The following is a 19,781-nucleotide window of genomic DNA, read 5'->3' as shown; positions in this document are numbered from 1 at the left end:
GGAAAGCCATCTGCCCATGACCCATATCCCGAAAGCGGAATACAGCCGTCGCCGCAAGGCCCTGATGGCGCAGATGGAACCCAACAGCATTGCGATTTTGCCCGCCGCCGCGGTGGCCATTCGCAACCGCGACGTCGAGCACGTCTACCGCCAGGACAGCGACTTCCAGTACCTCAGCGGGTTTCCCGAGCCGCAAGCCGTCATCGTTTTGATGCCCGGCCGCGAGCACGGCGAATACGTGCTGTTCTGCCGTGAGCGCAACGCCGAACGCGAATTGTGGGACGGCTTGCGCGCAGGCCAGGAGGGCGCGATCCGCGACTTCGGCGCCGACGACGCTTTCCCGATCACCGACATCGACGACATCCTCCCGGGCCTGATCGAAGGCCGTGACCGGGTGTATTCGGCGATGGGCAGCAACCCCGAATTCGATCGCCACTTGATGGACTGGATCAACGTCATCCGCTCCAAGGCGCATCTTGGCGCCCAGCCGCCGAACGAATTCGTTGCCCTGGATCATCTGCTGCACGACATGCGCCTGTATAAATCGGCGGCGGAAGTGAAGGTGATGCGCGAAGCCGCACGGATCTCGGCGCAAGCCCACATCCGCGCGATGCAAGCCAGTCGGGCCGGGCTCCACGAGTACAGCCTCGAAGCCGAACTCGACTACGAATTCCGCAAGGGCGGGGCGAAAATGCCCGCGTACGGTTCCATCGTCGCCGCCGGGCGCAACAGCTGCATCCTGCATTACCAGCAGAATGACGCAGTGCTCAAGGACGGCGATCTGGTGTTGATCGACGCTGGCTGCGAGATCGATTGCTACGCCAGCGACATCACCCGCACCTGGCCGGTCAACGGCAAGTTTTCGCCCGAGCAGAAAGCGATCTACGAATTGGTACTGGCCTCGCAGGAAGCCGCGTTCGCTGAAATCGCCCCGAACAAGCACTGGAATCAGGCGCACGAAGCCACGGTTCGAGTGATTACCACGGGGCTGGTGAAGCTCGGATTGCTGCAAGGCGAGGTCGATGAATTGATCGCCAGTGAAGCCTACAAAGCTTTCTATATGCACCGCGCCGGTCACTGGCTGGGCATGGATGTACACGACGTCGGCGAGTACAAGGTCGGCGGCGAATGGCGCGTGCTGGAAGTCGGCATGGCGCTGACCGTGGAACCGGGCATCTACATCGCTCCGGACAATCAGAACGTTGCGAAGAAATGGCGCGGCATCGGCGTGCGCATCGAGGACGACGTGGTGGTGACCAAAACCGGTTGTGAAATCCTCACCAGCGGCGTGCCGAAAACCGTCGCCGACATCGAAGCGCTGATGGCGCAAGCAAGGACACACGCGGCATGAGTCGAGTCAATCTGGCAATCATCGGTGGCGGTCTGGTCGGCGCCAGTCTGGCGTTGGCCTTACAGGCCGGCGCCAAGGCGCGAGGCTGGAAGATCGTGCTGATCGAGCCGTTCGCTCCCGGCGACAGCTGGCAGCCGAGCTACGACGCACGTTCGTCGGCGTTGTCCTTCGGCTCCCGGCAGATTTATCAACGCTTGGGCGTGTGGCAGGAAATCTCCCGTCGCGCCGAGCCGATCAAACAGATTCACGTGTCCGACCGTGGCCGTTTCTCTACCGCGCGCTTGTCGGCGATGGAAGAGGGCGTGCCAGCGCTCGGTTACGTGGTGGAAAACGCCTGGCTCGGCCAGTGCCTGTGGCAGCACATCGATAAAGACGTGATCAGTTGGCGCTGCCCGGCGGAAGTCACGCGCATGGAGCCGCTGCCCGATGGCTATCGCCTGACCCTCAACGATGAAACCACCCTTGAGTGCGACCTCGCAGTGCTCGCCGATGGCGGTCGTTCCGGTCTGCGCGAACAGCTAGGCATCAACGTGCGCAAGCGTCCGTACAACCAGAGCGCGCTGATCGCCAACATCACCCCGAGTGAAGCGCACAACGGCATGGCCTTCGAGCGTTTCACCGACGAAGGCCCGATGGCGCTGCTGCCGCTGCCGGACAACCGCTGCGCACTGGTCTGGACGCGTCTGGGCATGGACGCGCAGCGCTTGGCCGATTTGAGCGAGCGCGATTTCCTCAGCGAATTGCAGGGTGTGTTCGGTTATCGCCTCGGAACTTTGAAGCAGGTTGGCGCACGGCATTTGTATCCGCTGACGCTGGTCGAAGCCGAAGAGCAGGTGCGTTCGCATCTGGCCGTGCTCGGTAATGCTGCGCATAGCCTGCACCCGATAGCCGGGCAGGGTTTCAACCTCTCGCTGCGTGATGCCGATGCCTTGGCCGCCGCGTTGTTGTCCAGTGAAAAGCCGCTGGGCGACTTCGCCACGTTGCAGGCTTATCGCGAGCGGCAGCGCCTCGATCAGGACCTCACCGTCGGTTTTTCCGATCAGGTCACGCGCCTGTTCGGCAGCACGCAGCCGCTGGTTTCGCTGGGGCGCAACATCGGTTTGCTCGGTCTCGATCTGTTGCCGCCGGCCAAGCGCTGGTTTGCGCGTCAGGCCATGGGTTTGGGAACGCGTCCGGATGCGTAACTGGTTGATCCGTTCGTTCGGCAAGGCGCGGTTGATGCGCTGGATCATGACGTTCTACCCACCATATCTAGGCGCCGGTGTTCGGGTTCGGCACATCAGCGATGATTTTCGCGACGTGCAGGTGTCGATGGGGCTGGGCTGGTACAACCGCAACTACGTCGGCACGCAGTTTGGCGGCAGTCTGTATTCGATGGTCGATCCGTTCTTCATGCTGATGCTCATGGAAAACCTCGGATCGAAGTACATCGTCTGGGACAAGGCTGCCGACATCGATTTCATTGCGCCGGGCAAAGGCCCGGTGTTCGCCCGGTTCACGATCGACGAGACCTTGCTCGCCGAGGTTCGCCGGCAGACCGCCAATGGCGAAAAGTACCTGCCGCAGTTGCAGGTCGACATTCATGACGGCGCCGGCAATCTGGTGGCGCGGGTCGGTAAAACCCTTTACGTGCGGCTCAAGCCGCAAGCGAGACAGGCTTAAAGCATGGAAATGCGCGCAGATCTGCTGATTGTCGGAGCCGGAATGGTCGGCAGCGCCTTGGCGTTGGCGCTGCAGGACAGCGGGCTGGAAGTCCTGCTGCTCGATGGCAGCCCGCTGAGCGTCAAACCGTTCGATGCCGACGCGGCGTTTGAACCGCGCGTGAGCGCCTTGTCGGCCGCCAGTCAGCGGATTCTCGAACGCCTTGGCGTGTGGGACGGCATCGCCAAACGCCGCAGCAGCCCGTACACCGACATGCACGTCTGGGACGGCAGCGGCACCGGGCAGATTCATTTCTCGGCGAGCAGCGTGCATGCCGAGGTACTCGGTCATATCGTCGAGAACCGCGTGGTGCAGGATGCCTTGCTCGACCGTTTGCACGATTGCGATCTGGGCATGCTGGCCAATGCGCGGCTGGAACAGATGCGCCGCTCGGGCGATGACTGGCTGCTGACGCTGGCCGATGGTCGACAGTTACGCGCGCCGCTGGTGATTGCCGCTGACGGCGCCAATTCGGCAGTGCGACGTCTGACCGGTGTGGCGACGCGTGAGTGGGATTATCTGCACCACGCCATCGTCACCAGTGTGCGCAGCAGCAAACCACACCAGATGACCGCGTGGCAGCGTTTTACCGATCACGGGCCGTTGGCGTTTTTGCCATTGGAACGTGACGGGCAGCAGGATTGGTGTTCGATCGTCTGGTCGACCACGCCGAGCGAGGCCGAGCGTTTGATGGCGCTGGATGAAGCGGATTTCTGCCGTGAGCTGGAGCGCGCCTTTGAGGGGCGTCTTGGTGAGGTAATCAGTGCTGACCCGCGACTGTGCGTGCCGCTGCGTCAGCGCCACGCCAAACGCTATGTGGCTGAAGGCTTGGCGTTGATCGGCGATGCGGCGCACACCATTCACCCGTTGGCGGGGCAGGGTGTGAATCTGGGTTTCCTTGATGCGGCGGTGCTCGCTGAAGTGCTGTTGCAGGCGGCGGAACGCGGTGAGCGTTTGGCCGATGTGAAGGTGTTGAGCCGTTACGAGCGTCGGCGCATGCCGCATAACCTGGCGTTGATGGCGGCGATGGAAGGGTTTGAGCGGTTGTTTCAGGCTGATCCGTTGCCGGTGCGTTGGTTAAGGAATGCCGGGTTGAAGCTGGTTGAGCAGATGCCGGAGGCGAAGGCTTTGTTTGTGCGGGAGGCCCTCGGGTTGACGGGTGATCTTCCGGCGCTCGCAAAGCCTTGATCTTTTCGTTGCTGCTGATGGCCTCATCGCGAGCAGGCTCACTCCTACAGGGGTGGCGGTCAATCATGCAACATCTGGTAACTCCTTCAAAAAGAGTTCGATTGAGGTGGTAAATGTGAGTCCTTATCATTTGGCCCACATTTCCCGACCGAGAGACCACTCCCATGTTGGCACCCAAGCGTCTTCTGACCGCACTGGCCTTGACCCTGATCGGCAGCACCACGGCCCAGGCCGCTGATGAGGTGGTGGTTTACTCGTCGCGCATCGATGAACTGATCAAACCGGTCTTCGATGCCTACACCGCCAAGACCGGGGTGAAGATCAAGTTCATTACTGACAAGGAAGCGCCGCTGATGCAGCGCATCAAGGCCGAAGGTGAAAACGCCACCGCCGACCTGCTGCTCACCGTCGACGCTGGTAACCTCTGGCAGGCCGAGCAGATGGGCATCTTGCAGCCGTTCACCTCGAAAACCATCGACGCCAATATTCCCCTGCAATATCGCTCGTCCACTCACGCCTGGACTGGCCTGAGCCTGCGCGCGCGGACCATCGCCTACTCCACCGAACGCGTGAAGCCGGGCGAGCTGACCACCTACGAAGCGCTGGCCGACAAGAACTGGGAAGGGCGCCTGTGCCTGCGCACGGCGAAGAAGGTCTACAACCAGTCGCTGACCGCGACCATGATCGAAGTCCATGGCGCCGAGAAGACCGAGAAGATCCTCAAGGGCTGGGTCAACAACCTGTCCACCGACGTGTTCTCCGATGACGTTGCGGTGCTCGAAGCGATCAACGCCGGGCAGTGCGACGTCGGCATCGTCAACACGTACTACTACGGCCGCCTGCACAAGCAGAAACCGGAGTTGCCGGTGAAACTGTTCTGGCCGAACCAGGCCGATCGTGGTGTGCACGTGAACCTGTCCGGCATTGGCTTGACCAAACATGCGCCGCACCCGGAAGCGGCCAAGGCTTTGGTTGAGTGGATGACCACGCCTGAGGCGCAGAAGATTTTTGCTGATGTGAACCAGGAATTCCCGGCTAACCCGGCGGTGGCGCCTTCGGAAGAAGTAGCGGCGTGGGGCAAGTTCATTGCCGATACGTTGCCGGTGGAAGTGGCGGGCAAGCGTCAGGCTGAAGCGATCCGGATGATGGATCGGGCGGGTTGGAATTGAGGCTTTTCCGATAGACTTGTCTGCTTCAAGATCGCAGCCCCTCACCCCAGCCCTCTCCCAAGGGAGAGGGAGCCGATCTGTGTTGTTTTCGAAACTTGAGTTCGACTCAATATCTCAGTTCGATGTAGCTTGCATGAGCACCTCACCCTAGCCCTCTCCCTTTGGGAGAGGGCTAGGGTGAGGGCAACAATCCCAACCTGAAATACCTAATCCAAGAACACCCCAATCCCCCCAGAGACCCAAAAGTGGCCCACCCCGCCCAACGCCGCTGGTACCCCATCGTCTTCGCCATCGCCGCGCTGGTGCTGTTGCCCCTGAGTGTCCTGCTGCTCTCCTGGCAAACCATCGATCAGCAGATCTGGTCGCACTTGTGGCAAACCCAGATGCCACGCCTGCTGGGCAACACTCTGACGCTGGTCGTCGGCGTCGGTGTCGGTGTGACGCTGCTCGGTGTCAGCCTCGCCTGGCTCACCAGCCTCTGCGAATTCCCCGGGCGGCGCTGGCTCGACTGGGCACTGATGCTGCCTTTCGCCATTCCCGCCTATGTGTTGGCCTTCGTTTTCGTCGGCCTGCTCGACTTCGCCGGCCCTGTGCAGACCTTGCTGCGCGAATGGTTCGGCACCGGCCTGCGCCTGCCACGGGTGCGCTCCACCAGCGGGGTGATCATCGTGCTGGTGCTGGTCTTCTATCCCTATGTTTACCTGCTGGCGCGCACCGCGTTCCTCGCGCAGGGCAAGGGCTTGATGGAAGCGGCGCGGGTGCTCGGGCAATCGCCGTGGCAAGCCTTCTGGCGCGTGGCATTGCCGATGGCGCGGCCGGCCATCGGTGCGGGTGTGGCGCTGGCGCTGATGGAAACCCTGGCGGATTTCGGCGCGGTGTCGGTGTTCAACTTCGACACCTTCACCACGGCGATCTACAAAACCTGGTACGGCTTCTTCAGCCTGTCGAGCGCGGCGCAACTGGCCAGCCTGTTGCTGCTGGTGGTGATGCTGGTGCTCTACGGTGAACGCCGTGCGCGCGGGGCTAATCGGGCAAGCAACGAGCGGCCACGGGTCAAGGCGCTGTACCACCTGCGTGGATTCAAGGCGCTCGCGGCGATGAGCTGGTGCGGATTGGTCTTCGCCTGCGCTTTTGTCATCCCGATGCTGCAACTGATCGTCTGGTTCTGGCAGCGTGGACGTTTCGATCTGGATGAGCGTTACGCCGGGCTGATCCTGCATACCCTGTATCTGGGCGGCATGGCGGCGCTGATTACGGTCAGTGTTGCCCTACTGCTAGCGTTCGCTCGGCGACTGGCGCCGACGCCAGCGATCAACTCCGGGGTTGGTCTGGCCAACCTCGGTTACGCCTTGCCGGGTTCGGTGCTGGCGGTGTCGATCATGCTGGCGTTCAGTTATCTGGACCGTGAGCTGGTGATCCCACTGTCAGGCTGGTTCGGCGGCGCTGCCAAACCGCTGCTGCTCGGCAGTCTGGCCGCTCTGCTGATGGCCTATCTGGTGCGCTTCATCGCTGTCGCGTACGGCCCGCTGGAAAACAGCTTGGCGCGTATACGGCCATCTTTGCCCGAAGCAGCACGTAGCCTCGGTGTCAGTGGGCCGCGACTGTTTTTCAAAGTGTATCTGCCACTGTTGCTGCCCGGCACGCTGAGCGCCGCGTTGCTGGTGTTCGTCGATGTGCTCAAGGAAATGCCCGCGACCCTGCTGATGCGCCCGTTTGGCTGGGACACGCTGGCGGTGCGGATCTTTGAAATGACCAGCGAAGGCGAATGGGCACGGGCGTCATTGCCGGCGTTGACGCTGGTTCTGGTCGGCTTATTGCCGGTCATCGGACTGATTCGCCGTTCTGCGCACAGAAACACTTAGTCGTCAGTCCTGAATCATGCGGCTACAATGCGCGGCATTCGGTGCGGTTAGTCTGACAGACCTGTTCGCTGGAATCGGCTGAGAGCCTTCTATTTCAAGGCTTTCACCCGTGCAGCGGCTGTCCGCACCTTCGCCACGCCCGGAAGGAGAAACCCATGGGACAGCGTACGCCTCTGTATGACCTGCATCTCGCCTTAGGCGCGAAGATGGTCGATTTTGGCGGTTGGGACATGCCACTGCATTACGGCTCGCAGGTCGAGGAGCACCACGAAGTGCGCCGCGATTGCGGGGTGTTCGATGTATCCCACATGACCGTGATCGATGTCACCGGCAGTCAGGCCAAGGCCTGGCTTCAGCATCTGCTGGCCAATGATGTCGACCGCCTGCACCGCCCCGGCCGTGCGTTGTACAGCACCATGCTCAACGAGCGCGGCGGCATCGTCGATGACATGATCGTCTATCGTCTCTATGACTGTTATCGCCTGGTGTTCAATGCCTCCACCCGCGATCAGGATCTGGCCTGGATGAACGCGCAGCGCGGCGATTACGACGTGCAACTGCACGAACGCGCCGAACTGGCGATGCTCGCCATTCAAGGTCCGCAGGCCCGGCACAAGATTGCCGAACTGGTGACCCAGTCGCGCGCCACGCTGATCCAGCACCTCAAACCCTTCGAAGGCTATACCGATGGCGACTGGTTTATCGCCCGGACCGGTTATACCGGTGAGGATGGTCTGGAAATCTGTCTGCCGGCCAATCAGGCGCCGGGGTTCTTCAACGATCTGGTCGGTGCCGGCATTTCCCCGATCGGCCTCGGTGCCCGCGACACTCTGCGGGTTGAAGCCGGTATGAACCTTTACGGTCAGGACATTCATCAAGACGTTTCGCCGCTGGCCTCGAACATGGCCTGGAGCATTGCCTGGGAACCGACTACGCGCCAGTTCATCGGCCGCGCCGCGCTGGAAGCGGAAAAAGCCGCCGGTGTTGCACACAAACTGGTCGGCCTGGTGCTGGAAGAGCGCGGTGTTTTGCGCGCTCATCAAGTGGTTCGCATCGCTGATGTTGGCGAAGGGGAGATCACCAGTGGTAGTTTCTCTCCTACGCTAAGCAAATCGATTGCCCTGGCGCGTGTGCCGATGGCCACCGCCGACCGCGCCGAAGTGGAAATCCGTGGCAAGTGGTACCCGGTACGAGTGGTCAAACCGACCTTCGTACGCCATGGCAAAACTTTGATCTAACCTTTTCCGGCGGGCAGCCCGCTGACAATTTCTTGAGGACACCGAAGATGAGCGATATCCCTGCCGAACTGCGTTTTGCCGAAAGTCACGAATGGGCGCGTCTGGAAGCCGACGGCACCGTAACTGTGGGCATCAGCGATCACGCGCAGGAAGCGCTGGGCGATGTGGTGTTTGTCGAGCTGACCGAAGTGGGCAAGGTGTTCGCTGCCGGTGATCAATCCGGTGTGGTCGAGTCGGTGAAAGCCGCTTCCGATATCTATTCGCCGGTCAGCGGTGAAGTCATCGCGATCAACGAAGAACTGGGCGCCTCGCCCGAGCTGCTGAACTCCGACCCGTATGGCGCGTGGATCTTCAAGCTCAAGCCAAGCGACAAGGCTGAGCTGGACAAGCTGCTGGATGCTGCAGCGTACAAGGCTGCCATCGGCGAGTAAGCGTTAAGCAACACCCCAAAGCCCCGACTTGTCGGGGCTTTTTTTTAGGATCAAAAGATCGCAGCCTTCGGCAGCTCCTACAGGAGGATGGTGTACATCTTGTAGGAGCTGCCGAAGGCTGCGATCTTTTGATCTTCAAGGGCACTGCTATGCTGGTTTGACCGTGTTGCATTGACGCCGAGCGCCAGCCAAGAGAGAGCCCGTCATGTCCCAGTTGCCGTCCCTGAGCCAGTTACGCGACCCCGACGCTTTTCTGCGCCGTCACCTCGGCCCCGATGCTGCCGAACAGCAGGCGATGCTCGACAGCCTCGGCCTCGGTAGTCGAATCGAACTGATCGAGCAAACGGTGCCGCCAGGCATTCGCTTCAATCGCGCGCTCGACCTGCCGGCGGCGCTGGATGAACAAGCCGCGCTGGCCAAGCTGCGCAGTTACGCCGAGCAGAATCAGGTCTGGACCAGCCTGATCGGTATGGGCTACCACGGTACCCTGACGCCAACCGTCATCCTGCGCAGCGTGCTGGAAAATCCCGGTTGGTACACCGCGTACACGCCATATCAGCCCGAGATCGCGCAGGGCAGACTCGAAGCGCTGCTGAACTTTCAGCAGCTGACCATCGACCTCACCGGCCTCGAATTGGCCAATGCCTCGCTGCTCGATGAAGCCACGGCAGCGGCGGAAGCCATGGCACTGGCCAAGCGTGTGGCGAAGTCGAAGAGCAATCTGTTTTTCGTCGATGAGAACTGCCACCCGCAAACCATTTCCGTGGTGCAGACCCGTGCCGAAGGCTTCGGTTTCGAGCTGATCATCGACGCTGTGGATAACTTGAAGCAGCATCAGGTGTTTGGCGCGCTTCTGCAATATCCGGACACTCATGGCGAGGTTCGCGACCTGCGTCCGCTGATCGATCACTTGCATGCGCAACAGGCATTGGCTTGTGTCGCTACTGATTTATTGAGCTTGCTACTGCTGACACCCCCGGGAGAGTTGGGCGCGGATGTGGTGTTCGGTTCCTCGCAGCGTTTTGGCGTGCCAATGGGTTATGGCGGCCCGCACGCGGCGTTCTTTGCCAGCCGCGAGGAATACAAAAGGGCGATTCCCGGGCGGATCATCGGTGTGTCGAAAGATGCCCGGGGCAACGTCGCGTTGCGCATGGCATTGCAAACCCGCGAGCAACATATTCGTCGTGAGAAGGCCAATTCGAACATCTGTACGGCGCAGGTATTGCTGGCCAACATCGCCAGTTTTTACGCGGTCTATCACGGGCCGGAAGGCTTGAAGCGTATCGCCCAGCGCGTCCATCGGCTGACCTGCATTCTGGCCGCAGGACTTGAGCGCAAAGGGATCAACCGGATCAATGCGCAATTCTTCGACACGCTGACGCTGGACGTCGGCGGTGCGCAAACGGCGATCATCGAGAGTGCTCAGGCTGCGCAGATCAACCTGAGGATTCTCGGCCGTGGGCGGGTAGGGCTGAGCCTCGACGAAACCTGCGATGAAACCACCGTCGCCAGACTGTTCGATGTATTGCTCGGAGCTGATCACGGGTTGACCGTCGTCGATCTCGACGCCGAGGCGCTGACCTCAGGCATTCCCGACAACCTTCAACGCCAAACACCGTATCTGCGTCATCCGGTGTTCAACGCGCATCACAGCGAAACCGAGATGCTGCGCTACCTCAAGCAACTGGAAAACAAGGATCTGGCGCTCAACCAGTCAATGATCCCGCTGGGCTCCTGCACCATGAAACTCAACGCCACCAGCGAAATGATCCCGATCACCTGGCCGCAGTTCGCTAACCTGCATCCGTTCGTGCCGCGTGAGCAGGCGGTCGGTTATACGTTGATGATCGAAGAACTGGAGCGCTGGCTGTGCGCAATCACCGGGTTCGATGCTATTTGCATGCAACCCAACTCCGGCGCCCAAGGCGAGTACGCCGGGTTGCTGGCGATCCGCAAATACCACGAAAGCCGTCAGCAGGGCGCGCGGGAGATCTGCCTGATTCCGTCCTCGGCCCATGGCACCAACCCGGCCTCGGCGCAAATGGCCGGGATGCGTGTGGTGATCGTTGAGTGCGACGAGGCGGGCAACGTCGATCTGCAGGATCTGAAAGCGAAAGCCGCCGAGGCTGGGGATAAGTTGTCGTGCCTGATGGCGACCTATCCGTCGACCCACGGGGTGTACGAGGAGGGCATCAGCGAGATCTGCGAGGTTATCCACAAGTACGGCGGTCAGGTTTACATGGACGGCGCCAATCTCAATGCGCAGGTCGGGCTGGCGCGGCCGGCGGACATCGGCGCCGACGTGTCGCACATGAATTTGCACAAGACTTTTTGCATTCCCCATGGCGGCGGTGGGCCGGGCATGGGGCCGATCGGTATTCGTGCGCACCTGGCGCCGTTCGTCGCCAATCATCCGGTGGTGCCAATCGATGGGCCGTTGGCGCAGAACGGCGCCGTCAGCGCAGCACCGTGGGGCAGCGCGAGCATTTTGCCGATCAGCTGGATGTACATCGCCATGATGGGGCCGCAGTTGGCCGATGCCAGTGAAGTGGCGATCCTGGCGGCGAATTACCTGGCGCAGCATTTATCCGGCGCGTTCCCGGTGTTGTACACAGGACGCGACGGGCGTGTGGCTCATGAATGCATTCTCGACCTGCGACCGTTGAAAACGCAGACCGGCATCAGTGAGGAAGACGTAGCCAAGCGTCTGATGGATTACGGCTTCCATGCACCGACCATGTCATTCCCGGTACCGGGGACTTTGATGGTCGAGCCGACCGAGAGTGAATCCAAAGCAGAGCTGGACCGATTTATTGGTGCAATGTTGAGTATTCGCGCGGAAATCACTGAGGTGCAAAACGGCAACTGGCCGACCGAGGACAACCCGCTGAAACGCGCGCCGCATACCTTGGCGGATGTCACCGGGGTGTGGGAGCGGCCGTACAGCATCGAGCAAGGAGTTACCCCGGATGCGCACACCAAGGCACACAAGTATTGGCCGGCGGTGAATCGTGTCGACAATGTCTACGGCGATCGCAACCTGTTCTGCGCCTGCGTCCCGGTGGACGACTACCGCTGATACTTAGGTCCACTCAGTTCCCCTGTAGGAGTGAGCCTGCTCACGATAGCGGTGGATCAGTCACCGGAAAATTTGCCTGATACACCGCTATCGCGAGCAGGCTCACTCCTACAAGGGATTGTGGTGAATCTGAAATCCGGGCAAAAAAATGCCGCTCGATTGAGCGGCATTTTTTGTTACTCGGACGCCACGGCGTTTTTCGCCAGAATCGCGTTCGCCAGTTCCATGTCCGACGCCTGCAGGCCCGGATTGTCGGCGCGGACTTTCTGCATCGCTGCTTCCAGATACGGCCCACGAATACCGCCGTCGCTGGCAACGAAGCTGCCGGCATCGTCCTGCGCGGCGATGATCAGCTTGTGATCCTTGAAGGTCAGGTAGGTCGAACCGGTGGTGGCGCCGGACGAGATGACGTTACGCCAAAAGCTGTCCGCCATGGCCGAACCAACGGGAAGGGACAGCAAGGCCAGTGTGGCAACAGCAAGTTTGAGACGCATGATGAGGTGACTCCTGGGGGTTAACTAGGGCGTTGGATTGCCATTCCCCCGATCCAGTTCCGTGATGGGCTATTTCTGCTCGCTCTGCGGCGTCACCCGGAGCACTTCCTCAACCGTCGTCAGCCCTGCCGCGACTTTTTGCGCACCGGACAAACGCAAACTGCGCATGCCTTCCTTGAACGCCTGCCGGCGAATCGCCGTGAGGTCGGTGTCCGGGGTGATAAAAGCCTTGAGGCTATCGCTCAGTTGCATGATTTCGTAGACACCGGCGCGGCCGCGATAGCCGGTGTCGCGGCATTCCACACAACCGATCGCACGTTGCGCGTTGCCCGGCAGCGGCGCTTGCCACGGGCGTGTCAGGGTTTGCCAATCCTCGTCTTCCAGCGTTAGTGGCGCCTTGCAATGCGGACACAAGGTGCGCACCAAACGCTGGGCCATGACGCCGAGCACGGTGGCTTTGATCAGGTAGTGCGGCACGCCGAGTTCGAGCAAACGACTGATCGCGCTGGGTGCGTCGTTGGTGTGCAGCGTCGACAGCACCAGGTGCCCGGTGAGCGCCGCCTGAATCGCCATTTCAGCGGTTTCCAGATCACGGATCTCGCCAATCATGATGATGTCCGGGTCTTGTCGCATCAGCGCACGCACGCCGGCGGCGAAGCTCAGGTCGATGTTGTGCTGCACCTGCATCTGGTTGAACGCCGGCTCGACCATTTCGATCGGGTCTTCGATGGTGCAAAGGTTCACTTCCGGCGTCGCCAGTTTTTTCAGCGTGGTGTAGAGCGTGGTGGTCTTGCCCGAACCAGTCGGCCCGGTAACCAGAATGATGCCGTTGGGCTGACGGGTCATGTCCTGCCAGCGCCTCAGGTCATCGGCGCTGAAACCCAACTGATCGAAATCCTTGAGCAGCACTTCCGGATCGAAGATCCGCATGACCATTTTTTCACCGAACGCTGTAGGCAGGGTCGAAAGCCGCAGTTCGACTTCGCCGCCATCCGGAGTCTTGGTCTTGACCCGGCCGTCCTGCGGTTTGCGCTTTTCGGCGACGTTCATCCGCCCGAGGCTTTTCAGGCGACTGACGATCGCCATGGTCACCTGCGGCGGAAATTGATAGACGTTGTGCAACACGCCGTCGATGCGAAACCGCACCGTTCCTTGCTCGCGCCGCGGTTCGATGTGGATATCGCTGGCGCGCTGCTGGAAGGCGTACTGGAACAGCCAGTCGACAATGTTGACGATGTGCGCGTCGTTGGCGTCCGGCTCCTGATCGCTGGCGCCGAGGTTGAGCAGTTGTTCGAAGTTGCCGAGGTTACCGCTTTGCTGATCGGCATTGCTGGCGCCGCTGACCGATTTCGCCAGGCGGAAGAACTCGACGCTGAAGCGCTGGATATCCGCCGGGTTGGCCACCACTCGTTTGATCGGCAGCTTCAACACGTGAGTCAGATCCGCTTCCCAACCGGTGACGTAAGGCTGAGCGCTGGCCACGGTTACCGCATCACGGTCGACCGCCACGGCGAGGATCTTGTGTCGTTGCGCGAAGGCGTAAGACATCAACGGTGTAATGGCGGCGACGTTGATCTTCAGCGGATCGATACGCAGATAAGGCTGGCCGGCCTGTTGCGCCAGCCAGAGGGTCAGGCTTTCCAGGTCGAGGTGTTTGCCCGGACGGCTGAGGTCGTCCAGTTGCTGGCTGGCGATGAATTCCAGCGGGTGCATCTGGCCATTCGCGGCGTGACGGCGGCGCGCATTCAGCGCCTGCTCCGCCGAGTCCTGGCAGATAAAACCCTGGGCGACCAGTTCACGCAGCACATCATTGAGCTCCAGCCAGCGGTCCTGAGTGGCGAATTGAACGGACATGCGGGCTTCCTTTTGAACGACAGTGCGCAAAAGGATAGTCGCGGCCCGGTAGACCGTTGGGCCACTACCCGACGAAGGCGTTGCCGGGTTTGTCAGCCGGCCGCTTGCGTCCGCGCATCCCAAGCGCTGTCGGCGTTTTGCAGATTCACCGAGCAAACGCTGATCAGGTTACGAAGTTTTTCCGCGATCACTTGCGCGCGATGCCAACTGAGACCGCCCATGACCAGGTCGATCGACAGCAGATCGTCCATGCGCTGCACGTTGACCTGCTCGGGCGTGAGGAACTGCAACGCGAACAGATTCAACACCCGCACCAGCAGATCCGGTTCAGCCTCGGCAAGGATTTGATACTGCGCCAGGCAATGGGCGTTGCTGACGTTCCAGACATCGGCGCGGGTTGGCGGGGAGGTGACGGCTTCGAGGTGCGGCATGACAAGTCTCCAAAATCTCTGGAGGAATTTTTACATTCGGTGCGGGGTATTTCTTGGCTATGATCGGCGTTAATGACGGTTGATCGAAAAGATCAATTCGCATAATCCGGTTATTGAGGTTTTTCTATGCACGGCGAACTGGACAGCTACGACCGCAAGATTCTCGCCCTGCTGCAAGAGGACGCATCGCTCTCGAGCGCGCAGATCGCCGAGCAGGTCGGCCTGTCGCAATCGCCGTGCTGGCGGCGGATTCAGCGGATGAAAGAAGAGGGGATCATTCGCGGGCAGGTGACTTTGCTCGATCGCAAGAAGATTGGCCTGAATACGCAGATCTTTGCCGAGATCAAACTCAACGCACACGGGCGTTCGAACTTCACTGAGTTCACCGAAGCGATTCGCGGGTTTCCGGAGGTGCTGGAGTGTTATGTATTGATGGGGGCGGTGGATTTTTTACTGCGGATTGTTGCGGCGGACATCGAGGCGTATGAGCGGTTCTTCTTCGAGAAGCTGTCGCTGGTGCCGGGGATACAGGAAGTGAATTCGATTGTGGCGTTATCGGAGATCAAGTCCACCACCAGCTTGCCTGTGTTGCGATAAAGCAAAAGATCGCAGCCTGCGGCAGCTCCTCCATGGGGCGGGTGTACACCCTGTAGGAGCTGCCGAAGGCTGCGATCTTTTAGCGGTGTTACATGCGCAGGAGCATTTTCCACGCGCGATTCTGGTAAACCGCAATCGCCTGTTGCTTGCGTGCGTCGAGCAGTTCGTCAGTGATCGTCGGTTCGTTGGCCAGTTGCGCCAGCTTGTTCAGCTCGCCGTACAGGCGATCCATTTCCGGGATCTCCAGCACGTTGCGTGCGTGGTGCAGCCAGACCTGAATGCGCTCGATACGCGGCAGTTGTTCAGCCAGATCTTCCGGCTGCTGCTGATAACGCTGCAATTGCAGGGCCGTGGCCTCTTCGCCCAACAGGCGTGGCAACCAGCTGTGCAACTGCGCGCCGCCCTGACGGTTACCACGAACGTTGCGGTCGGCGGTCCAGGTGCGGGCCAGCAACCAGCGTGACGTGCTCAGCGAGAACAGGCCCCAGCGCGGGTCTTCGAGTTCTTCGAGGAACTGCTCCGGCGCGGCTTTGCGCACGTCTTCGTCTTCGATACCGGCCTGCACCAGCGGGCGCCAGTCTTCCAGCAACGCATCCAGGGCAACGCGCAAGTCGTGGGTCGACTGACGCGGCGCGGCCTGGCCGAGGCTGCTGAGCAGGGCACGCATTTCCGCGAGGTTCTCGACCCAGTCGAGCAACAGGCGCCAGTGGCCGTTGAAACGGTACTGTTCGGCCAGACGCTGGCTGCTGCCGAGCAAATGCCAGCTCAGCGCAGCGAAGGCGTCGTCGAGTTGGGTTTCCGGGGTCAGCTCCGGCGCCGGCAGGCTCAGCGAGTAACTGTTGGCGTCGTACAGGCGATAGCCACGCTCAGCCTTGCTGATGTCACACGGCATCAACGCCAGGGTTTCCGCCAGCTCGGCAGCCAGTTCCAGCAGCGCGGCAGGCTCGCCTTCGCGTAGTTCCAGTTCCAGCTCGCAGATTTCTTCTTTCTGTTTGCCGACCACTACGTGGCCAAGATCCAGCGCGGCTTCGATGACTACTTTGCTCTTGCCACGGCCCCAGGCGATTTCGGCGCGTTCGCGAACGAAGTCGGTGGTGAAGATCGGCTTGAGGGTTTTCTTGTCCAGCTCGGCCAGCGACTCGGGCCAGCATTCGCCGTCGAGTTTCTTCACGTCGAGCTTGGCTTTCGGCAACTTCCAGTCGTATTCATTGCGTTCGGACAGACCGGCAACGCTTTGGCCACGGGTCTTGAGGGTCTGAATCACTTCGTCACCGTCCTTGCGCAGGCGCAGGGCGACTTTGGCCTGAGCCAGATCGCGCTCGGGGGTGTCGAAATACTGGTTCATCAACTCACGGCGTTCCCAGCCACTTTTGTTGCGTTTTTTCAGTAACGGGTGCTCGCGCAGGGCGGCGAGGGTTTCGCGGCTGACGCGGAGTTTGATTTCGGTTTCTTTCTGCATGGCCGGAAAATCCAGGATCGGGAGCGCAGCCGGGGAATATGTGGCTGCCAAGGCCGTGCAGTGTACAGGACTGATTCGTCCTACGCCCTGCGGCGGTTTATTCCTGACGCCGGATGGTTCTATGATGGACTTCAATTCGGGAGTTGGAGTCAGCGATGCCTTTGCCGTCCATGCAAGACCAGTTCGCTGCGCTGATCGCCGCGCCATCGGTCAGCTGTACCCAACCGAACCTTGATCAATCCAATCGCGCGGTGATCGATTTGCTCGCCGGTTGGCTGGGGGATCTGGGTTTCAATTGCGACATCCAGCAGGTCAGCCCCGGCAAATTCAACCTGCTCGCCAGTTTCGGCAGCGGTCCCGGCGGGCTGGTGCTGGCCGGACACAGCGACACGGTGCCGTACGACGATGCGTTGTGGCAGACCGATCCGCTGAAGCTCACCGAGGTCGATGGCCGTTGGGTCGGGCTGGGCAGTTGCGACATGAAAGGTTTCTTCGCGCTGATCATCGAAGCGGTGCTGCCGCTGCTCGATCAGCCGTTCAAGCAGCCGCTGCTGATCCTCGCCACTTGCGATGAAGAAAGCTCGATGTCCGGCGCCCGTGCGCTGGCCGAGGCCGGGCGTCCGTTGGGCCGCGCAGCGGTAATCGGTGAGCCGACCGGGCTGAAACCGATCCGCATGCACAAAGGCATCATGATGGAGCGCATCGACATCCTCGGGCAGAGCGGCCATTCGTCGGATCCGCGCCTGGGGCACAGCGCACTCGAAGCGATGCACGATGCCATCGGCGAACTGCGCGGTTTGCGCCTGTTGTGGCAGCGCGAATTCAACAATCCGCAGTTCAGCGTGCCGCAGCCGACGATGAATTTCGGCTGCATTCATGGCGGCGACAACCCAAACCGTATCTGCGGCCAGTGTTCGCTGGAGTTCGATCTGCGGCCATTGCCGGGCATGGACCCGAAAGTCCTGCGCGCGGAGATTCTGCGCAAGCTCAACCCGGTGGCCGAGCGGCATCAGGTGAAGATTGATTACAAACCGCTGTTCCCGGAAGTGCCGTCGTTCGAGCAGTCTGAAGACGCCGAACTGGTGCGCATCGCTGAAAAGCTCACCGGTCACAGTGCCGAAGCAGTGGCGTTCGGCACCGAAGCGCCTTATCTTCAGCGCCTTGGCTGCGAAACCATTGTGCTCGGCCCTGGCGACATCGCCTGTGCGCATCAGCCGGGCGAGTACCTTGAAATGTCACGTTTGCAGCCTACCGTGCATCTATTACGGCAACTGATTGAACATTACTGTCTGACAGGTGCACCAACGTCAAAGGATCCCAAGTGACCCTTTGTAGGAGTGAGCCTGCTCGCGATAGCGGTGAGACAGTCCCGGAGGTATTGACTGAAACTCCGCTATCGCGAGCAGGCTCACTCCTACAAGGGATCTATGTTTTGTCTGACCAATCGCTGTAAATTGCCAGCATTCCAACCCGTATTCATGAGGAGAGCGCGCGTGTCGCCAAGCCTGTTCCGACGATAACCATCAGCCCGCTGTGCGTTTTCCGTTTCGCCCCTTTTTAGGCTGCTATTTATTACAGGCCCAGGTTCATGCCCGAATACGTTAACTGGCTTCGTCACGCGTCCCCTTACATCAATGCCCACCGCGACTGCACCTTCGTCGTCATGCTGCCCGGCGATGGCGTGGAGCATCCGAACTTCGGCAACATCGTCCACGACATTGTTCTGCTGCATAGCCTTGGCGTGCGTCTGGTGCTGGTGCACGGTTCGCGTCCACAGATCGAAACCCGCCTCGCCGCGCGTGGCCTGACCCCGCATTACCACCACGGCATGCGCATCACCGATGCCGCGACCCTGGAATGTGTGATCGACGCGGTCGGCCAGTTGCGCATCGCCATCGAAGCGCGGCTGTCGATGGACATGGCTTCGTCGCCGATGCAGGGCTCGCGTTTGCGCGTGGCTAGCGGCAACCTTGTTACCGCGCGGCCGATCGGCGTGCTGGAAGGCGTCGACTATCACCACACCGGCGAAGTGCGCCGGGTCGACCGCAAAGGCATCAACCGTCTACTCGATGAGCGCTCGATCGTGTTGCTGTCGCCGTTGGGCTACTCGCCGACCGGTGAAATCTTCAACCTCGCCTGCGAAGACGTCGCGACCCGCGCCGCCATCGACCTGGGCGCGGACAAGTTGCTGCTGTTCGGTGCTGACCTCGGTCTGATCGACGAGAACGGCAAACTCGTGCGCGAGCTGCGTCCACAGCAAGTGCCGGCACACTTGCAGCGTTTGGGCAGCAACTATCAGGCAGAACTGCTCGATGCTGCCGCCGAGGCTTGCCGTGGCGGCGTGGCGCGCAGCCATATCGTCAGCTACGCCGAAGACGGCGCGCTGCTGACCGAGCTGTTCACCCGTGACGGTGGCGGCACGCTGGTCGCGCAGGAGCAATTCGAACTGGTCCGCGAGGCGGCGATTGAAGACGTCGGCGGCTTGCTCGACTTGATCAGTCCGCTGGAAGAGCAGGGGATTCTGGTGCGTCGTTCGCGCGAAGTGCTGGAGCGCGAGATCGAGCAGTTCAGCGTGGTCGAGCGTGAAGGCATGATCATCGCCTGTGCGGCGCTGTATCAGATTGCCGATTCGGATGCCGGTGAACTGGCGTGCCTGGCAGTGAACCCGGAGTACCGCCATGGCGGTCGCGGTGATGAATTGCTGGAGCGCATCGAAACCCGAGCACGGGTGCAGGGTTTGAAGACCTTGTTCGTCCTCACCACGCGCACCGCGCACTGGTTCCGTGAGCGTGGTTTCGAGCCGAGCAGCGTTGAGCGCCTGCCGGCGGCGCGGGCTTCGCTGTACAACTTTCAGCGTAATTCGAAGATCTTCGAAAAAACCCTTTAACCGAGTTGGTCCATTCGATCGTTCCCACGCTCTGCGTGGG

Annotated in this window: 16 protein-coding genes; 12 read left to right on the top strand and 4 right to left on the bottom strand. The window is 60.9% G+C overall.

Annotated elements, in window-relative coordinates; translation table 11 throughout:
* Nucleotides 1-16 precede the first annotated feature (16 nt).
* The 9 genes from pepP to gcvP all read left to right on the top strand — a co-directional run bounded on the left by pepP (nucleotide 17) and on the right by gcvP (nucleotide 12,019).
* On the top strand, nucleotides 17-1,351 hold the full coding sequence (gene pepP / locus AC3IUF_RS28550) for a Xaa-Pro aminopeptidase (RefSeq protein WP_007911201.1): 1,335 nt from the start codon (nucleotides 17-19) through the stop codon (nucleotides 1,349-1,351).
* Nucleotides 1,348-2,535, top strand: a complete 1,188-nt coding sequence (gene ubiH, locus AC3IUF_RS28545) for a 2-octaprenyl-6-methoxyphenyl hydroxylase (protein WP_038359031.1) — start codon at nucleotides 1,348-1,350, stop codon at nucleotides 2,533-2,535. The genes pepP and ubiH overlap by 4 nt, the downstream gene beginning before the upstream one ends.
* Nucleotides 2,528-3,013, top strand: coding sequence for a DUF4442 domain-containing protein (locus tag AC3IUF_RS28540; protein WP_007911204.1), 486 nt, complete (start codon nucleotides 2,528-2,530; stop codon nucleotides 3,011-3,013). Before ubiH ends, AC3IUF_RS28540 begins: the two co-directional genes overlap by 8 nt.
* 9 nt (nucleotides 3,014-3,022) lie before the next feature.
* The gene (locus AC3IUF_RS28535; protein WP_162835966.1) at nucleotides 3,023-4,240 is read left to right on the top strand and encodes a 2-octaprenyl-3-methyl-6-methoxy-1,4-benzoquinol hydroxylase; all 1,218 of its coding nucleotides are present in this window, start codon (nucleotides 3,023-3,025) and stop codon (nucleotides 4,238-4,240) included.
* A 164-nt stretch (nucleotides 4,241-4,404) separates the two neighbouring features.
* Complete coding sequence (locus AC3IUF_RS28530) at nucleotides 4,405-5,409, top strand: extracellular solute-binding protein (protein ID WP_016772637.1); 1,005 nt, start codon at nucleotides 4,405-4,407, stop codon at nucleotides 5,407-5,409.
* A gap of 245 nt (nucleotides 5,410-5,654) precedes the next feature.
* On the top strand, nucleotides 5,655-7,271 hold the full coding sequence (locus tag AC3IUF_RS28525; protein WP_414894584.1) for an ABC transporter permease: 1,617 nt from the start codon (nucleotides 5,655-5,657) through the stop codon (nucleotides 7,269-7,271).
* Between the two features lie 155 nt (nucleotides 7,272-7,426).
* Complete coding sequence (gcvT, locus tag AC3IUF_RS28520; RefSeq protein ID WP_489279902.1) at nucleotides 7,427-8,509, top strand: glycine cleavage system aminomethyltransferase GcvT; 1,083 nt, start codon at nucleotides 7,427-7,429, stop codon at nucleotides 8,507-8,509.
* 47 nt (nucleotides 8,510-8,556) lie between these two features.
* Nucleotides 8,557-8,940, top strand: a complete 384-nt coding sequence (gene gcvH, locus AC3IUF_RS28515; RefSeq protein ID WP_007911216.1) for a glycine cleavage system protein GcvH — start codon at nucleotides 8,557-8,559, stop codon at nucleotides 8,938-8,940.
* Nucleotides 8,941-9,145: 205 nt separating this feature from the next.
* Nucleotides 9,146-12,019 carry an aminomethyl-transferring glycine dehydrogenase gene (gcvP, locus tag AC3IUF_RS28510; protein ID WP_489279900.1) on the top strand — a complete coding sequence of 958 codons (2,874 nt, stop codon included), beginning with the start codon at nucleotides 9,146-9,148 and terminating at the stop codon, nucleotides 12,017-12,019.
* Between the two features lie 176 nt (nucleotides 12,020-12,195).
* On the opposite strand, the gene AC3IUF_RS28505 is transcribed toward gcvP, so the two are convergent.
* From AC3IUF_RS28505 to AC3IUF_RS28495, 3 genes are all read right to left on the bottom strand, one after another.
* Nucleotides 12,196-12,516, bottom strand: a complete 321-nt coding sequence (locus AC3IUF_RS28505; protein ID WP_174245147.1) for a DUF2388 domain-containing protein — start codon at nucleotides 12,514-12,516, stop codon at nucleotides 12,196-12,198.
* 66 nt (nucleotides 12,517-12,582) lie between these two features.
* Nucleotides 12,583-14,367 carry a type IV pilus assembly ATPase TfpB gene (gene tfpB / locus AC3IUF_RS28500; protein WP_095112836.1) on the bottom strand — a complete coding sequence of 595 codons (1,785 nt, stop codon included), beginning with the start codon at nucleotides 14,365-14,367 and terminating at the stop codon, nucleotides 12,583-12,585.
* Between the two features lie 92 nt (nucleotides 14,368-14,459).
* Nucleotides 14,460-14,798: a hypothetical protein gene (locus tag AC3IUF_RS28495; RefSeq protein ID WP_095112835.1), complete on the bottom strand. Its 339-nt coding sequence runs from the start codon at nucleotides 14,796-14,798 to the stop codon at nucleotides 14,460-14,462.
* A 126-nt stretch (nucleotides 14,799-14,924) separates the two neighbouring features.
* Here AC3IUF_RS28495 and AC3IUF_RS28490 point away from each other — a divergent pair, with 126 nt between their 5' ends.
* Complete coding sequence (locus AC3IUF_RS28490) at nucleotides 14,925-15,395, top strand: Lrp/AsnC family transcriptional regulator (RefSeq protein ID WP_489279897.1); 471 nt, start codon at nucleotides 14,925-14,927, stop codon at nucleotides 15,393-15,395.
* Between the two features lie 88 nt (nucleotides 15,396-15,483).
* Here the strand turns inward: AC3IUF_RS28490 and AC3IUF_RS28485 are convergent, their stop codons facing one another.
* Nucleotides 15,484-16,854, bottom strand: coding sequence for a CYTH domain-containing protein (locus tag AC3IUF_RS28485; protein WP_007913820.1), 1,371 nt, complete (start codon nucleotides 16,852-16,854; stop codon nucleotides 15,484-15,486).
* A gap of 155 nt (nucleotides 16,855-17,009) precedes the next feature.
* Here AC3IUF_RS28485 and argE point away from each other — a divergent pair, with 155 nt between their 5' ends.
* Nucleotides 17,010-18,179: an acetylornithine deacetylase gene (gene argE, locus AC3IUF_RS28480; protein ID WP_489279895.1), complete on the top strand. Its 1,170-nt coding sequence runs from the start codon at nucleotides 17,010-17,012 to the stop codon at nucleotides 18,177-18,179.
* A 263-nt stretch (nucleotides 18,180-18,442) separates the two neighbouring features.
* On the top strand, nucleotides 18,443-19,741 hold the full coding sequence (argA, locus tag AC3IUF_RS28475; RefSeq protein ID WP_489279893.1) for an amino-acid N-acetyltransferase: 1,299 nt from the start codon (nucleotides 18,443-18,445) through the stop codon (nucleotides 19,739-19,741).
* Nucleotides 19,742-19,781 lie beyond the last annotated feature (40 nt).

Source organism: Pseudomonas sp. KH_040, assembly GCF_057839305.1.
This window is presented reverse-complemented; position numbering and strand designations above follow the sequence as displayed.

Excerpts from the sequence above, each read along its gene's own strand:
- pepP (WP_007911201.1), top strand. The coding sequence starts at position 17 with ATGACCCATATCCCGAAAGCGGAATACAGCCGTCGCCGCAAGGCCCTG.
- ubiH (WP_038359031.1), top strand. The coding sequence starts at position 1,348 with ATGAGTCGAGTCAATCTGGCAATCATCGGTGGCGGTCTGGTCGGCGCC.
- AC3IUF_RS28540 (WP_007911204.1), top strand. The coding sequence starts at position 2,528 with ATGCGTAACTGGTTGATCCGTTCGTTCGGCAAGGCGCGGTTGATGCGC.
- AC3IUF_RS28535 (WP_162835966.1), top strand. The coding sequence starts at position 3,023 with ATGCGCGCAGATCTGCTGATTGTCGGAGCCGGAATGGTCGGCAGCGCC.
- AC3IUF_RS28530 (WP_016772637.1), top strand. The coding sequence starts at position 4,405 with ATGTTGGCACCCAAGCGTCTTCTGACCGCACTGGCCTTGACCCTGATC.
- gcvT (WP_489279902.1), top strand. The coding sequence starts at position 7,427 with ATGGGACAGCGTACGCCTCTGTATGACCTGCATCTCGCCTTAGGCGCG.
- gcvH (WP_007911216.1), top strand. The coding sequence starts at position 8,557 with ATGAGCGATATCCCTGCCGAACTGCGTTTTGCCGAAAGTCACGAATGG.
- gcvP (WP_489279900.1), top strand. The coding sequence starts at position 9,146 with ATGTCCCAGTTGCCGTCCCTGAGCCAGTTACGCGACCCCGACGCTTTT.
- tfpB (WP_095112836.1), bottom strand. The coding sequence starts at position 14,367 with ATGTCCGTTCAATTCGCCACTCAGGACCGCTGGCTGGAGCTCAATGAT.
- AC3IUF_RS28495 (WP_095112835.1), bottom strand. The coding sequence starts at position 14,798 with ATGCCGCACCTCGAAGCCGTCACCTCCCCGCCAACCCGCGCCGATGTC.
- AC3IUF_RS28490 (WP_489279897.1), top strand. The coding sequence starts at position 14,925 with ATGCACGGCGAACTGGACAGCTACGACCGCAAGATTCTCGCCCTGCTG.
- AC3IUF_RS28485 (WP_007913820.1), bottom strand. The coding sequence starts at position 16,854 with ATGCAGAAAGAAACCGAAATCAAACTCCGCGTCAGCCGCGAAACCCTC.
- argE (WP_489279895.1), top strand. The coding sequence starts at position 17,010 with ATGCCTTTGCCGTCCATGCAAGACCAGTTCGCTGCGCTGATCGCCGCG.
- argA (WP_489279893.1), top strand. The coding sequence starts at position 18,443 with ATGCCCGAATACGTTAACTGGCTTCGTCACGCGTCCCCTTACATCAAT.